Annotated in this window: 11 protein-coding genes; 7 read left to right on the top strand and 4 right to left on the bottom strand. The window is 68.4% G+C overall.

All coding sequences use genetic code 11. The features are described from left to right. Positions 1-29: 29 nt before the first annotated feature. The 5 genes from BLO63_RS18485 (at position 30) to treY (ending at position 8,456) form a co-directional block, all read left to right on the top strand. A complete protein-coding gene (locus BLO63_RS18485; protein WP_091443717.1) occupies positions 30-1,505 on the top strand; it encodes a methyl-accepting chemotaxis protein in 1,476 nt (491 codons plus the stop codon). Between the two features lie 235 nt (positions 1,506-1,740). Next, positions 1,741-1,989 (top strand): hypothetical protein, encoded by a 249-nt coding sequence (locus tag BLO63_RS18490; protein WP_091443720.1) that lies wholly within the window; start codon positions 1,741-1,743, stop codon positions 1,987-1,989. Between the two features lie 82 nt (positions 1,990-2,071). Beyond that, on the top strand, positions 2,072-4,135 hold the full coding sequence (glgX, locus tag BLO63_RS18495; RefSeq protein WP_091443723.1) for a glycogen debranching protein GlgX: 2,064 nt from the start codon (positions 2,072-2,074) through the stop codon (positions 4,133-4,135). Then, on the top strand, positions 4,132-5,910 hold the full coding sequence (gene treZ, locus BLO63_RS18500; protein WP_091443725.1) for a malto-oligosyltrehalose trehalohydrolase: 1,779 nt from the start codon (positions 4,132-4,134) through the stop codon (positions 5,908-5,910). The genes glgX and treZ overlap by 4 nt, the downstream gene beginning before the upstream one ends. Further along, positions 5,907-8,456 (top strand): malto-oligosyltrehalose synthase, encoded by a 2,550-nt coding sequence (gene treY / locus BLO63_RS18505; protein WP_091443728.1) that lies wholly within the window; start codon positions 5,907-5,909, stop codon positions 8,454-8,456. The genes treZ and treY overlap by 4 nt, the downstream gene beginning before the upstream one ends. Positions 8,457-8,459: 3 nt before the next feature. On the opposite strand, the gene BLO63_RS18510 is transcribed toward treY, so the two are convergent. The 4 genes from BLO63_RS18510 to BLO63_RS18525 form a co-directional block, all read right to left on the bottom strand. Further along, positions 8,460-9,410 carry an SLAC1 family transporter gene (locus BLO63_RS18510; protein WP_244517963.1) on the bottom strand — a complete coding sequence of 317 codons (951 nt, stop codon included), beginning with the start codon at positions 9,408-9,410 and terminating at the stop codon, positions 8,460-8,462. 68 nt (positions 9,411-9,478) lie between these two features. Then, positions 9,479-10,297: a phosphonate ABC transporter, permease protein PhnE gene (phnE, locus tag BLO63_RS18515; RefSeq protein ID WP_091443735.1), complete on the bottom strand. Its 819-nt coding sequence runs from the start codon at positions 10,295-10,297 to the stop codon at positions 9,479-9,481. Further along, on the bottom strand, positions 10,290-11,153 hold the full coding sequence (locus BLO63_RS18520) for a phosphonate ABC transporter ATP-binding protein (protein ID WP_091443738.1): 864 nt from the start codon (positions 11,151-11,153) through the stop codon (positions 10,290-10,292). Before BLO63_RS18520 ends, phnE begins: the two co-directional genes overlap by 8 nt. 71 nt (positions 11,154-11,224) lie before the next feature. Then, a complete protein-coding gene (locus tag BLO63_RS18525) occupies positions 11,225-12,082 on the bottom strand; it encodes a PhnD/SsuA/transferrin family substrate-binding protein (RefSeq protein WP_091443740.1) in 858 nt (285 codons plus the stop codon). A 103-nt stretch (positions 12,083-12,185) separates the two neighbouring features. Between BLO63_RS18525 and BLO63_RS18530 the strand changes: the two genes are divergently transcribed. Together BLO63_RS18530 and phnF are read left to right on the top strand one after the other, a co-directional pair. Next, positions 12,186-13,364: an alpha-D-ribose 1-methylphosphonate 5-triphosphate diphosphatase gene (locus BLO63_RS18530; protein ID WP_244517964.1), complete on the top strand. Its 1,179-nt coding sequence runs from the start codon at positions 12,186-12,188 to the stop codon at positions 13,362-13,364. Between the two features lie 4 nt (positions 13,365-13,368). Continuing rightward, the gene (phnF, locus tag BLO63_RS18535) at positions 13,369-14,145 is read left to right on the top strand and encodes a phosphonate metabolism transcriptional regulator PhnF (protein ID WP_244517966.1); all 777 of its coding nucleotides are present in this window, start codon (positions 13,369-13,371) and stop codon (positions 14,143-14,145) included. The last annotated feature ends 11 nt before the right edge of the window (positions 14,146-14,156 follow it).

Raw genomic sequence — 14,156 nt, forward strand, 5'->3', positions numbered from 1 at the left:
CCGGCCAACTGTTCCGACCGGAGATCGGCATGAGCTCAGCTTCCCTTTATTCCTTCAAGCGCCGCTCCCCGGCGCGCGGCTTCGATGCCGCCCTGCTGGACGACCTGCCCGCCGCCGTGCTGATGTGCGACCCGCAGACGGGGCACATCGATTACGCCAATGCGCGCTCGAGGGCCGTTTTCGAGACCATCCGTCATGCGCTGCCGGGCGCGCCGGAGCAACTCGTCGGCGCCTCGCTGGCCCTGTTCAATCTCGATCTCGGCTTGAAAGGCGAGCGCCTCGCCCGCCACGATCTGATGCCGTTCCATGCTGACGTGACCCTTGGCGGCGAGACCCTGCGCTTTGCCATCGCGCCGATCCGCAACGCCCGCGGCGACTATGTCCATGCGCAGGCGGTTTGGAGCGTCGAGACGGCCGCGCTCGCCGCCGAGGCAAAGGTCCGCCGCCTGATGCAGATGGTCGACCAGATGCCGATCAATGTGATGACCTGCTCGCTCGACGGTTTCATCGTCGACTATGCCAACCGCACCAGCCTCGACACGCTGGCGCGCATCGAACAGCATCTGCCGATCAAGGCCTCCGAGCTGGTGGGCTCGTCGATCGACGTCTTCCACAAGAAGCCGGAGATGCAGCGGCACATGCTCGCCGACGCCTCGCGTCTGCCGCACACGGCCCGCATCCAGGTCGGTCCGGAAACCCTTAATCTCAGTGTCTCGGCGTTGATGACCCCCGATGGGCGCTATGATGGCCCGATGCTGACCTGGGCGCTCATCACCGACCGGGTGAGGGTTGCCTCCAGCGTCACCACGGTCATCAACGAGATGAACGAGACCTCCACGGCGATGGAGGAGGCCAGCTCCGAGCTCGATAGTCTGTCTCGCCAGAGCGAGGAGATGACGGCGTCGGTCGCGGCGGCGGCGGTCGAGATGTCGATGTCGTTCGGCGATGTCAGCAAGCAGATCCACAACGCCACCAACATGACCGCGCAGGCGGCCGAGCGCGCCACTTCGGCCGATGGGCTGGTCAGCGGGCTGGTGGAGAGCATCGAGCGCATCGGCAACATTTCGGCGATGATCCAGGGCATCGCCTCGCAGACCAACCTCCTCGCCCTCAACGCCGCCATCGAGGCGGCCCGCGTCGGCGATGCCGGCAGGGGCTTTGCCGTCGTCGCCTCCGAGGTGAAGGAACTGGCGCTGCAGACCGCCAACGCCACCAAGGAGATCAGCACCCAGGTCGATGCGGTGCAGCGGGCCAGCAGCGATGCGGCGCGGGCGGTGAACGAGATCACCCACAGCGTCGGCACCCTGCGCGACGTGTTCACGACCCTCTCCGCTGCCGTCGAGGAGCAGAGCGTCACCAACGGCTCGGTGACGCAGAGCATCGATGGCGTCTCGCGCATCTCCGTCCAGATCCGGGGCACGGCGGGCCAGATCGAACAGGTTTCCGACGCCGTTTCCGCGCTTGGCGGCCGGCTGCGGGAAGAAGTGAAGGTGCTGACCGCCTGATTGTTGTGCGGGCCGGGCACCCGCGACCCTTTTCTCCCTGAACTCCCCGCAAGGGCCGGCTCGCGCCGGCCCTTTTTTCGTCGCGGCTTCGATATGCGGCGGCGCTCTCCGTCGGCCCTCATGCGCGATGGCTTGCTTACGCCAACCAACCGGCCGGGCGCGGCCCGGAACTTTTCGTTCCGCGCGCGCGTTCTGCGAGCGGCCCTTGACGCGGCCCCTTCACGCGAGAACATTGATGTCCGAGAGTTTTTGGGACGCCTGTTTTGACCGCCCCTTGCCGACGCGCGAGGGGCGCAATCTGCGCACGTTGCGCGATGCCTATGAGTTCATCCGGGAACGCTGCGCCTATCCCGGCCATCCACTTGCGGCCGCCACGCTTGGCGCGTTGCGCCTTGCGGCGCAGAGCGGCGGCTCTCCCGACGCGAAACGCGCGCAGGAGCGCGCCGCCCGCCTGATGCGGATCAATCGCTGGGGTAGAAACTGACGCCGCCCCCGTCGATGTGCCGGCCCATTGCGGCGCAGGCCGTTCTTCCCTTGCCTTTCTCACTCCAGACGGTGACCCCATCATGCGCAAGATACTGCCCGGCTCCGCTTTTCCGCTCGGAGTGACGGTCGACGGGAGAGGGACGAATTTTGCGCTGTTCTCCGACAATGCGGTCGGGGTCACGCTGTGCCTGTTCGACCGTTACGGCCAGACCGAGCTGGAGCGGATCGACCTGCATGAATGCACCAACGGCGTCTGGCATTGCTATCTCCCCGGCGTCGGGCGCGGCCAGGTCTATGGCTGGCGCGTGCACGGGCCGTGGGCGCCGGAGGCGGGCCACCGCTTCAACCCGAACAAGCTGCTGCTCGACCCCTATGCCCGCATGCTGGTGGGCGACATCAAGTGGGACGATGCCCTGTACGGCTACACGATCGGCGCTGGCGACGATGCCGACCTGATCATGGATGAGCGCGACAGCGCCGCCTTCATGCCGAAGGCCCGCGTTGTCGCCGGCACGCCGATGGCCGCGACCCAGCACCCGCGCATCTCCTGGGCCAAGACGGTGATCTATGAAGGCCATGTGCGTGGGCTGACCATGCGCCACCCGCTGGTGCCCGAATCCATCCGCGGCACCTTCACCGCGCTCGGCCAGCCGGAATTCATCGATTATATCTCGAAGCTCGGCGTCACCGCGCTGGAACTGCTCCCCGTCCATGCCTTCACCCAGGACCGGCATCTGCTCGACCGGGGCCTCGCCAATTACTGGGGCTACAACACGCTGAACTTCTTCGCGCCGGAGCCGCGCTATCTCGGCGAAGACGGGCTCGACGCCATTGGCGAGGCGGTGGACCGGCTGCACCAGGCCGGCATCGAGATCATCCTTGACGTGGTCTACAACCACACCTGCGAGGGCAACCATCTCGGCCCCACTCTGTCCTTCAAGGGCATCGACAACGCCTCCTACTACCGGCTGCTGCCCGGCAATGGCCGCTATTATGACGACCTCACCGGCTGCGGGAACTCGGTCAACACCGACCATCCCCGCGTGCTGCAGATGGTGATGGATTCCTTGCGCATGTGGGCGTCGGTCTACGGCATTGACGGGTTCCGCTTCGACCTCGCCACCACGCTCGGCCGCCGGCCGGAAGGCTTCGATTCCGGCCACGCCTTCTTCAACGCCATTCTCCAGGACCCCACCCTTGGCGGCCTCAAGCTGATCGCCGAGCCGTGGGATGTCGGCCCCGGCGGCTACCAGCTCGGCGCCTTCCCGCCCGGCTTCTCGGAATGGAACGGCGATTACCGCGACAAGGTGCGCGAGTTCTGGTGCGGCTCGGAAGGGCTGCTGCCGAGCTTCGCCACCCGCTTCGCCGCCTCGCAGGACATCTTCTCGGAAGGCCGCCGCCGGCCGTGGTCGAGCCTCAACTTCATCACCGCCCATGACGGTTTCACCCTGCACGACCTCGTCACCTATAATGACAAGCACAATGAGGCCAATGGCGAGGACAGCCGCGACGGCCATGACGACAACAAGAGCTGGAACTGCGGCGTCGAGGGCGAGACCGACGATCCCGCGATCAACGCGCTGCGTCGCCGGCAGAAGCGCAACCTGATCGCGACGCTGTTCCTCAGCCAGGGCGTGCCGATGCTGCTCGCCGGCGACGAGCGTTCCAACTCGCAGGGCGGCAACAACAACGCCTATTGCCAGGACAACGAGATCGGCTGGGTCGACTGGTCGGATGACGACCCGGAACTGCCTGACTTCGTCGCCCGCCTCGCCGAGATCCGCAAGACCCATTCCTGTCTCTCGCGCCCGGAATTCCTCACCGGCTCGCGCAACGCGATGGGCCAGCCCGACGTCGCCTGGTTCAACAATGGCGGCACCCGCATGAGCGAGGAGAACTGGTCCGACCCGCACTCCAAATGCCTCACCCTGCGCCTCGCCCCGGTGCTGCCGGAGGAGCCCTCGCTGGTGATCATGCTCAACGCCTCGCATGTCGACGTCGATTTCGTCGCGCCGCCGGTTCAGTCCGGGCGCTGGCAGGCGATCCTGGCCACCGGCGACGATCTCGAAGGCTCCAGCCTTGAGGGCGGCGAGACCTTCGGCGTGCCGGGCCGCACACTCATTGTCTGGGAATGGCGCGCATGAACAGCACCCGCTTCGGTCCGATTGTCGAGGGCACGGCCACCCGCTTCCGCCTCTACGCACCGGATGCGGGCCATGTGAGTGTGGAGATCGACGGCGCCGCGCCCGTGGCGATGGAAAAGGGCGCCGATGGCTTCTTCACAGCCGGCGTGGACGGGCTCGCGGCCGGCACCCGCTATCGCTTCCGCATCGGCGAGGGGGAGGGGGCGGTCGCCGTCCCCGATCCGGCCTCGCGCGGCCAGGCGGAGGACGCCGATGGCTGGAGCCTCACACCGGCGCCGGTTGCGACGGCGGTGGGCGGGGTGTCGCGGCCCTGGCATGAGGCTGTCATCGCCGAGGTGCATGTCGGCACGGCCACGCCGGAAGGCACGTTTCGGGCGCTGATCGAGCGGCTCGACCATTACCGCGACGCTGGCTTCACCGTGATCGAGCTGATGCCGGTCGCCGATTTTCCCGGCCGCCGCAACTGGGGCTATGACGGTGTGCTGCTCTACGCCCCCGACACCGCCTATGGCACGCCCGACGATCTGCGGGCGCTGATCGACGCCGCCCATGAGCGCGGGCTCGGCGTGATGCTGGATGTCGTCTACAACCATTTCGGTCCGAGCGGGAACTACCTGCCGCTCTACGCTAAATCCTTCTTCCGCGAGGATATCCACACCCCCTGGGGGCCGGCGATCGATCTCGAGAACGAGACCGTGCGGGCCTTCTTCACCGAAAACGCGGCCTATTGGCTCGCCGAATTCGGTTTTGACGGGCTGCGCTTCGACGCGGTGCACGCGCTGGCCACCGCCGGCGCCGAGACCTTCCTGCGCGAGATCGCGAGCGCCTGCCGCGCCGTGCGGCCGGACGCCTGGCTCGTGCTGGAAAACCACGACAACATCGCCGGCTGGATGACCCGCGACGACGATCTGTTCACCGCGCAGTGGAACGATGACTGGCACCACGCCTTTCACGTGCTCGGCAGCGGCGAGCGCACCGGCTATTACGCCCCCTATGGCAAGGACGTGGTGGCGGCCGCCGGCCGGGCGCTGAGCGAGGGCTTCGTGTTCCAGGGCGAGCCCTATCCCGATGACGGCGGCCACCCGCGTGGCACCGCCAGCACGGGCCTCGCGCCCGACGCCTTTGTCAGTTTTGTGCAGAATCACGACCATATCGGCAACCGCCCGCTGGGCGATCGGCTAGCGGCCAGCCTTGCGCCGGAGCGGCTGGCCTTCCTGCGCTTCGTGCTGATGCTCTCGCCGGCGATTCCGCTGCTGTTCCAGGGCGAGGAAGCGCTGCTGCCCACGCCCTTCCCGTTCTTCTGCGACTTCGAGGGCGAACTGGCAGAGGCGGTGCGCAAGGGTCGCCGCAGCGAATTCGCCGACTTCTTCGATGCCCATGGCGAGAGCTTCCCCGATCCGCTGAGCGAGGCGACCTTCTTTTCCGCCAAGCTGAAGGCCGAGGACATGCGCACCCCGCAGGCGCGGGCGGAACTCGATGCCTTCCACCGGCTGGCCGAGCAGCGCCGCCGGCTGGTCTGGCCGCTCACCGCCAGCCCCTATCGCGGCAGTGATTTGGTGCGGACCGGGGAGGCGCTGCGCGTCGCATGGCACTATGGCGCCGGCACGCTGGTCATGGTGCTGAATGGCGGCAAGGAGCGCGTGCGGATCGACCCGCAGACCAGCCTTCCCGGCATGCCGGCCGGCGCCAGCATTGGCGGCGTGATCCATGAGGCGGAAGGGCAGCTGACGCTCGACCCCTTCGCCGCCGCCCTCTGGAGCCTTGCCGCCGCATGAACCCCGCCCTCCGCGCAACCTATCGCTTCCAGTTCCATCGCGGCTTCACCTTTGCCGATGCGCAGGCGCAGGTGCCCTATCTCGCTGATCTGGGCGTCAGCCATCTCTATGCCTCGCCGATCACCATGGCGGTGCCGGGCTCCACTCATGGCTATGACGTCGCCGACCCGACCCGGATCAACCCGGAACTGGGTGGGGAGGAGGGCTTTGTCCGCCTTGCCGATGCGCTGGCGGCGCGGGGCATGGGCGTGGTGCTCGACATCGTGCCCAACCACATGGCGGCCTCCAGCCACAACCCGTTCTGGCTCGACATGATGGAAGCGGGCCCGGGCTCGGCCGCCGCCCGTGTGTTCGATGTGAAATGGGAAAGCGGCCGGCTGCTGCTGCCGGTGCTGGGCGATCCGCTCAAGGCGACGCTGGAGGCCGGGGCGCTGTCGCTGCGCGCCGATTACGGTCTCGGACGGATCAACGTCGCCTATGCCGACCATGTGTTCCCAGTGCGGGCGGAAACGGTGGCGGGGCTGCTGCGCGCGGCCGGCCTTGCCGCCGCCGCCGACTGTTTTGCCGTGGTGGAAGGCGGATCGGACGACACCGGAAGAGGCGCGGCCCGCGCCGTTCTCACCGGCCTCGACGCTGCCGGGCGGCGGGCGCTGGAGGCGGTGTTGGCGCAGGCCGATCTCGCCGCCGTGCTGGAGGCGCAGCATTGGCGTCTCGCCTGGTGGCGTACCGCCGCGCATGATCTCAATTACCGCCGCTTCTTCAACATCACCGATCTCGCCGGCGTCCGGGTCGAGGACCCCGAGGTGTTCGACCTCGTCCACCGCCTGCCGCTGGACCTGATCCGGCGCGGGATGGTGCACGGGCTGCGGATCGACCACATCGACGGGCTGGTCGACCCCGCCGGTTATTGCGAGCGGCTGCGGGCCATGGTGGGTCCCGATGTGCCGCTGCTGGTGGAGAAGATCCTTGAGCCGGGCGAGGTGCTGCGTCCCTGGCCGATAGAAGGCACCACCGGCTATGAACGGCTGAACGACATCAACGCGCTGTTCGTCGATCCGGAGGGCTATGGCGCCTTTGAGGCGGCGCTGCGGGCGCGTCACCTTCTCGTCGGCGCGCTGCCCGAGCGCCTCGCGGGCGCCAAGCGGCAGGTGCTGGAGGCGAGCCTCAAGGCGGAAGTGGACGTGCTGGCGATGCTGGCGCGCGATGGGCTCGACGCCGCGATGATCGCGGGTGACCTCACCGACGCGGCGATTCGCGATGGCGTGGTGGCGCTGCTCGCCCATTGCCCGGTCTATCGCTCCTATGCGACCCCCAAAGGCCATGCGCCCGAGGATGTCGCGATCTGGCAGGAAATCCGCGCCCGCATCGACGCCACCGAGAACCCGCTCACCGCCGCGGCGGCCGCGTTGCTGCTCGATCGGCTGGAGCACCCCGAGCGGCCGAGCGATCATGAGTTTCGCTCGCGCTTCCAGCAGCTCAGCGGACCGGCCATTGCCAAGGGCTTCGAGGATACCGAGCTTTACCGCTTCCCGGTGCTGCTCTGCGCCAATGAGGTCGGCGGCAGCCTCGACCACCCCGCCCGCAGTGCGCAGGAGATGCACGCGATTTGTGAGGCGCGCGCGCGAGCGGGCGCGGTCGATCTCATCCCGCTGGCGACGCACGACACCAAGCGCGGCCCCGGACCCCGCGCGCGCCTCGCTGCATTGAGCGGCCAACCCGAGGCGTGGCTAGCGTTCTGCGAGGCGGCGGAGGCGCTCATTTCGCCGCTGCGGCGCGAGGAGGCGGGCATCGCACTGCCCGACGCGCTCGACACCCACATGATCCTCCAGACGCTGGTGTCCGCCTGGCCGATCACGGCGGAGCGGATGGAGACCTATCTCACCAAGGCGCTGCGCGAGGCCAAGCGCCACAGCAATTGGGAAACGCCCAATGAGCCCTATGAAGAGGCGAGCCTCGGCTTTGCCCGGGCGCTGGTCGAGGCGCCGGAGGCGACGGAATTCCGTGCCCGGCTCGCGGCGTTCGTCACCGCGCTGGCCCCCGCCGGGCGTCTCGTTGGGCTCGGCCAGCTCATTCTCCAGCACACGCTGCCGGGCACGCCTGACATCTATCAGGGCACCGAATTCCGCGATTTCTCGCTGGTCGACCCCGATAATCGCCGCCCGGTGGACTGGGGGGCACGGGCGCAGGCGCTGGCGGGGCGTGCGGCCACTCTCGACCCCGACGATGCCGCCACTTTCCAGCTGACGCGGGACTTGCTGGCGCTGCGCGCGCGCAACCCGGCGCTGATGCGCGGCGATTATCGCCCGCTTGATATCGCGTCCTCGGCCGCACCCTCGCCCTGGGGCTGGTTCGGCTTCGAGCGCCGGCACGGGGCCCATGCCGTGCGGGTGGTGCTGCCGACCCGCATCCCGGCGGCGGGCGCGCCGCTGGATGACCTGATCGAATGGCTTGGCGAGTGGCTCGGCGACGGCTGGCGGCCGGTGGAGGGCCATGTCTTCAGCGCCGACGCACCATTCCTGCTAGCGGAAAGCGGGCCGAAGGGCTGAACGTCAGCCCGCCGGCCGCCGCAGGAACGCGAACACGCCGATCACGCTGCGCAGCGCGATCCAGCCGATGATGGCATTGCCGGCGATGAACAGCGCCAGCGCCATCTGCGTCACCGGCTCGCCCGCGCCCTGTTCCGTGAGCTTCAGCGCCGCAAGCGGCAGGGTGGCGACGCCGAACGTGTAGCCCCAGGCGCCGGGGCCGAAGGGCTGCTGGCGCAGCCATGGCACAAGTCGGGCCATCACCAGCGCGAGAAAGCAGCCATAGCCGAACAGAGCGAGGGCGACCTTGTCGGCTGGCCCCGGCGTCAGTGTGAGATAGGCGACGCAGGCCACCGCCGGCGGCGCCAGCTCCATGCCGAGGCTGGAGCGCTGCGCGGCCGGCAGCGTGTGCTGGAACAGGCGGGTGATGAACACCGATTCCATCGACAGCCACGACATCACCCCCATGCCGAAGAACATCCAGCCGAGCGCCGTCTGGCCGAAGGTGGCGCAGGCGATGGCGCCGACCAGCCCACCGCCGACGGTGGGGAGATAGAGGATCGGCGTCACCTCCTGCGGGACGCGCCCGCCCTGCCAGAGGCCGCCGACGCTCCAGGCGGCATAGAGCGCCACACCCGCCGTCCCCGCGATGAACAGGCTCCAGCCAAGCAGCGGCACATGCGGGCCGATGGCGATGGCGGCGATCAGGGTCGAGACCGGCGCCAGCGCGGCGATGAGGCCTTGCGCGGGATGGTTCAGCTCCGCGCGTGCCGCGCCGGGATGGAGCAGCCATTTCAGGGCGTAGAGAACGCTCCACAGCAGCCAGAGCCCGAAGGCAAGGACCGCCAGGGCCTCGCCGATCAGCATGGGCGCGCCCCACAGTCGCGTCGCCATGCGCCAGCCATTGGCGAGGCCGCCAATGCCGAGCACACTGCCGAAGAACATCGGGCGCATATGAAGGAGAAAGGACGTCACGAGGGGCACCTGTCGCTTGAGCGGCGAGCTTTACCCCATCGCGGTGGCGGAATGCACCTTCCGCCCGCCTATTGGAACTTCGCCCGCAGCCGGTCGGTCAGGAATTCCATCGCCAGCACGATGATGAAGATGGCGAGGATGATCGCCGAGGCGTTGCGGTATTGGAACAGGTCGAACGCCACTTTCAGCTCCTGCCCGATGCCGCCGGCGCCGACGAGGCCGAGCACCACCGAGGCCCGCACCGCCTTTTCCAGCGCGAAGAGCGAGGAGTTGATCAGCGTCGGCATCACGTCCGGCAGGATCGCCCCGCACAGCACGGTGACGCGATTGGCGCCGATGGCGTGCAGCGCCTCCTGCGGCTTCTTGTCGGCCTCCTCCATCGCCTCGGCGAAGAAGCGGCCGCAAAAGCCGATCGTGTCGACGACGATCGTCATCGTGCCGGCCACCGCGCCGAGGCCGAGCGTCGAGACGAACAGCAGCGCCCAGACGAGGTCCGGCACGGTGCGGAACAGCGAGATCAGCGCGCGCGGAAAATGCCGGAAGGCGCCAAGCGGCGAGATGCCCCGCGCCGCCAGCCAGCCCATCGGCAGGCTGATAACGACACCGAACACCGTGCCGACCAGCGCGATCTGCAGCGTCTCCAGGATGCGCCAGCCCATGCGCTGGAGAAAGCCGGGGTCGGTGTTGGGTGGCAGCATCCGCCCCACCAGCTCGGCCATGCGCGGCAGGCCGTTGGCGAGCTTTTCCGGCGAGGGCGCGACCTGCCCCATCGAGACGAGGAACAACGCCCCGACCACCACCAGAACGGTGAAGGACAGCGGCGAGATCGAGGGGAGGCGCGAGGGGGGAAGCGCGCGGGGCAGGGTGGGCGAGGTGGTGCTAGCCATGGAACACGCCATCCATATCGCGCAGGGAGACCCGCGTAGTGGGCCGGTCGAAATGCACCTTGCCGTCCTTCAGGGCGACGATGCGGTCGGAATAGTCGAGCGCGTGCTGCATGTCGTGGGTGGTGTAGACGAGGGTGATCCCGTGATCGCGCGCCAGCTCGGAGAAGATCCGCATGATGTCGCGCCCGACCGCCGGGTCGAGGCTGGCCGCCGGTTCGTCGGCGATCAGCAGCCGCGGGCGGCGGATCAGCGCGCGGGCGATGGCGACGCGCTGGGCCTGCCCGCCGGAGAGCTGGTCGGCGCGGGCGCTTGCCTTGTCGGCAAGGCGCACCTCGGCCAGCACCGCCATCGCCTCCTCGCGCCATTCCTGCCGGGCGAGGGCGTGGTGCCAGGCGCGCCAGCTGCCGGGCAGGCCGAGCTTGCCCTGGATGACATTGGTGAGCACCGATTGCCGCCCGACCAGGCCGTGGTTCTGGAACACGAAGCCGATCTGCCGGCGCAGCCGGGTCAGCTGGGCGGCGTTGGGCGCGGCCAGAAAACGCTCGCCCAGCGTGGTGATCTCGCCGTGGGTCGAGGGCAGCAGGCCGATCAGGCATTTGAGCAGGGTCGACTTGCCGGCGCCGTTGGAGCCGATCAGCGCCACGCGCTGGTCGGCGCGGATGTCGAGATCGACCCCGGCGAACACGGCCTGCCCGTTGGGATAGGTCTTGGCGAGGCCGCGCGCGCCGATGATCTGCGGGGCGAGGACCGGCGCCGGCGGCTTCACCAGCGGGCCGATCGGCGGGTTGCCGGTGTTAGCCGGGCGCAGACCGGCGAGGGGCGGCACGGGAACGTGCTCGGTCGGAACGCGCTCCATGGCGGCCTCCATCACGAACGAAAAGAAGCGCCGGACGGGAGCAAGGCCCGTCCGGCGCTGGGGTGAGGGGGTCAGTTGATGAAGGAACCGAAATTCTCGATACCGATGGTGCGGTACATCGAGCGGACATAGTCGTAATCGCTGTCCTTCACGTCGGTAATGAAGATGCCACCCTTGAACTTCTGGTTGTCATCGCCCTGCAGCACCGCGCCCATCAGCTCGTTGCCATGCTTGAGGAAGGCCTCGCGCACCTTCACGAACACCTCCTCGGGAATGTCCTTGCGGGCGACGAGGATGTCGTTGGGCAGGTCGCGGCCACGGGCGACGACGGCGAAGGCGGCGTTGGGGAACGCCTTGCGGATCGAGTTGAGGTGGCCGTAGTTCAGGCCGATGGCGGCGATGTCGCCACGGATCAGCGCTTCCGCAGCGACGTTGCGGGAGATGATGACGCCCTCATAATCCTTGCCGTACATGATGCCGAAATCGGCCAGCACCTGCGCCGGGCCGAGATGCTGCGAGGTCGAGCCGACCGAGCCGAAGGACACCTTCTTGCCCTTGAGGTCGTCGATGCTGCGAATCGGGCCGTTCGCCAGCACGGCGATCTGCGCGAAATAGTCCGGGCGCTGCCAGGCGACGACGATGCGCGGGTCGCTGAGCTGCTTCATGACCACATATTCGGCCGGGCCGGTGAGCACCAGCTCGACATGGCCGGAATTCATCGCCTCGACGGCGGCGGTGCGCGAGCTGACCGGGATCAGCTCGATGTCGAGCCCGGTGAGCTTCGACAGCTCCTTCTGGAAGCCGCCGAACTCCTGCTGCAGCGCCTCCAGGCCTTCAATGTCGGTGACGGCGAAACGAACGGGTTCGGCCGTCGCCGCGAAGGCCGTCGCCAGGGTGATGGCGAGGGCGGAAACAAGCTTGCGAAACATTTTGTGCCCCTTGCTGTATAGACAGGAACTGTGGACTACGGTTATCTGTATAGACAGCGTATGACGCGTCCATGACAGTGGCGTAAGGGTGCCGAGGCGGATGATGAGTGTGCGGATCGAGAATGGGCTGTCGCTCCAGGGCGGCCAGTGGAGCGAGCGCCCGGTGGTGGTGAGCGGTGGGCGAATCGGGGAGGAGGCGGTGAGCGCCTCTCCGGAGCGAGCCATCGACGCGCGCGGCCTGCTGGTGCTGCCGGGCATCGTCGACATCCACGGCGACGCCTTCGAGCGCCACATCATGCCGCGCCCGGGCGTGCGCTTCGACATGACGCTCGCCTTGCGCGACACCGACCGCCAGCTGGTGGCGAACGGCATCACCACCGCCTTTCACGGCGTCACCATTTCCTGGGAGCCGGGCCTGCGCTCGGTGGATGCCGCGCGCGCCTTCGTCGCCACGCTGCTCGCGTTGCGCGAGGGGCTGGCCTGCGACACCCGGCTGCATCTGCGCTGGGAGACCTTCGCGCTGGAGGCGCTGGAGGAAGTGCGGGAATGGCTGGAACTCACGCCCTCGCCGATCCTCGCCTTCAACGACCACACATCAGGCTCGGTGCTCAAGGGCACCATCGCCCGCAAGATCGGCCAGATGGCGGAGCGCTCCGGCATCAGCCGCGAGGACTATATGGCGCTGCTCGACCGTGTGTGGGCCTCGCGCGAGGCGGTGCCCGCCGCGATCGAGAGCCTGGCGGCGAGCGCGCGCGCAAACGGCAATGTGCTGCTCGCCCATGACGAGGATTCGCCGGCCGAGCGCGCCCGCTTCCGTGCGCTGGGCGCGGTGGCGTCGGAATTCCCGATGAACCAGGAGACGGCCCAGGCCGCCCGCGATGCCGGCGAGGACGTGATCCTCGGCGCGCCGAACGTGGTGCGTGGCGGCAGCCATAATGGCGCGCTGAGCGCGACAGAAGCCATTGCCGCCGGCCGCTGCACGGTGCTGACCAGCGATTACCACTACCCCTCGCCGCTCTATGCCGCCTTCACCCTGGCGGCGGGCGACCGGGAGGCGCTGGCGCGGCACTGGCCGCTCGTCTCGGCCAATCCCGCCCGCGTCGCCGGCTTGAGCGATCGCGGCAGCCTGGAGGCGGGACGACGGGCCGATCTCCTGCTCGTGGACGCCTCCGACATGGCGCATCCGGAAGTGGTGGCGACGCTGGTGGCGGGACGAATCGTCTATGCTCGCCGGGCTCTGGAGCGTCGGCCGTCCGCGGGCCTGGCGCAGGCAGCGGAGTGAGGGCGTGAACAGGAGCGTGAAGACGCAGCCCGGTTCGGCGAACGGCATCTCGGGTTTCGACGGGCTGGTGTTCCGCCCGCGCCGCGACACGCCGATCTGGCAGCAGATCTACGACTATATCCTCTCGCTGATCGACAGCGGCTGGCTCACGCCGGGCGGCCAGCTGCCGGGCGAGGTGCATCTGGCGGAGAAGCTGGGCGTCACCCGCATCACCCTGCGCCGGGCACTGCAGCAGCTTCAGCAAGAAGGGCACCTCACCTCGCGCAAGGGGGTGGGGGTGTTCGTGCGCAGCCTCCCCTCGGCGCTGGTGGTGCGCGACGGCAGCCGCTTTGCCGAGAGCCTGCGCGCCGACGGCAAGGCCGTCACCACGACGACCACCGTGCTGGAAGAGGAGTTCGCGGACGCCGCCGCCGCCGAACAGCTGCACTTGGCGGTGGGCGCGCCGGTGGTGCGCCTGCGCCGCGTGCGCTCTGCCGATGGCCAGCCGATCTATATCAGCACCAAGGTGTTCCCCGCCGCGCTGCTGCCCGACTTCACCACCGTCTATTCCCGGCGCCAGTCGGTGACGGATGTGTTCATCGCCCATGGCATTCAGAAGTACCGCCGCGCCGAGACCCGCATCAGCGGTGGCTTCGCCACGCCTGACGAGGCGAGCCTGCTGGCGCTGACACCGGGAACGCCGGTGTTCCGCACCAGCTCGATCAACACCGACGCCAGCGGTAACCGGATCGAATGGGCGCGCGGTTGCTGGCTGCTGACCTCGGTCGATTTCGTGTTCTGAACCGGAGCGCC

Origin of the sequence: Ancylobacter rudongensis (genome assembly GCF_900100155.1) — a bacterium.
Taxonomy (GTDB): Bacteria; Pseudomonadota; Alphaproteobacteria; order Rhizobiales; family Xanthobacteraceae; genus Ancylobacter; species Ancylobacter rudongensis.

What these genes read in the sequence shown, in the direction of transcription:
- BLO63_RS18530 (WP_244517964.1), top strand. Translation starts at nt 12,186, where the DNA reads ATGAGTGTGCGGATCGAGAATGGGCTGTCGCTCCAGGGCGGCCAGTGG.
- glgX (WP_091443723.1), top strand. Translation starts at nt 2,072, where the DNA reads ATGCGCAAGATACTGCCCGGCTCCGCTTTTCCGCTCGGAGTGACGGTC.
- treZ (WP_091443725.1), top strand. Translation starts at nt 4,132, where the DNA reads ATGAACAGCACCCGCTTCGGTCCGATTGTCGAGGGCACGGCCACCCGC.
- phnE (WP_091443735.1), bottom strand. Translation starts at nt 10,297, where the DNA reads ATGGCTAGCACCACCTCGCCCACCCTGCCCCGCGCGCTTCCCCCCTCG.
- BLO63_RS18485 (WP_091443717.1), top strand. Translation starts at nt 30, where the DNA reads ATGAGCTCAGCTTCCCTTTATTCCTTCAAGCGCCGCTCCCCGGCGCGC.
- BLO63_RS18490 (WP_091443720.1), top strand. Translation starts at nt 1,741, where the DNA reads ATGTCCGAGAGTTTTTGGGACGCCTGTTTTGACCGCCCCTTGCCGACG.
- BLO63_RS18525 (WP_091443740.1), bottom strand. Translation starts at nt 12,082, where the DNA reads ATGTTTCGCAAGCTTGTTTCCGCCCTCGCCATCACCCTGGCGACGGCC.
- treY (WP_091443728.1), top strand. Translation starts at nt 5,907, where the DNA reads ATGAACCCCGCCCTCCGCGCAACCTATCGCTTCCAGTTCCATCGCGGC.
- BLO63_RS18520 (WP_091443738.1), bottom strand. Translation starts at nt 11,153, where the DNA reads ATGGAGCGCGTTCCGACCGAGCACGTTCCCGTGCCGCCCCTCGCCGGT.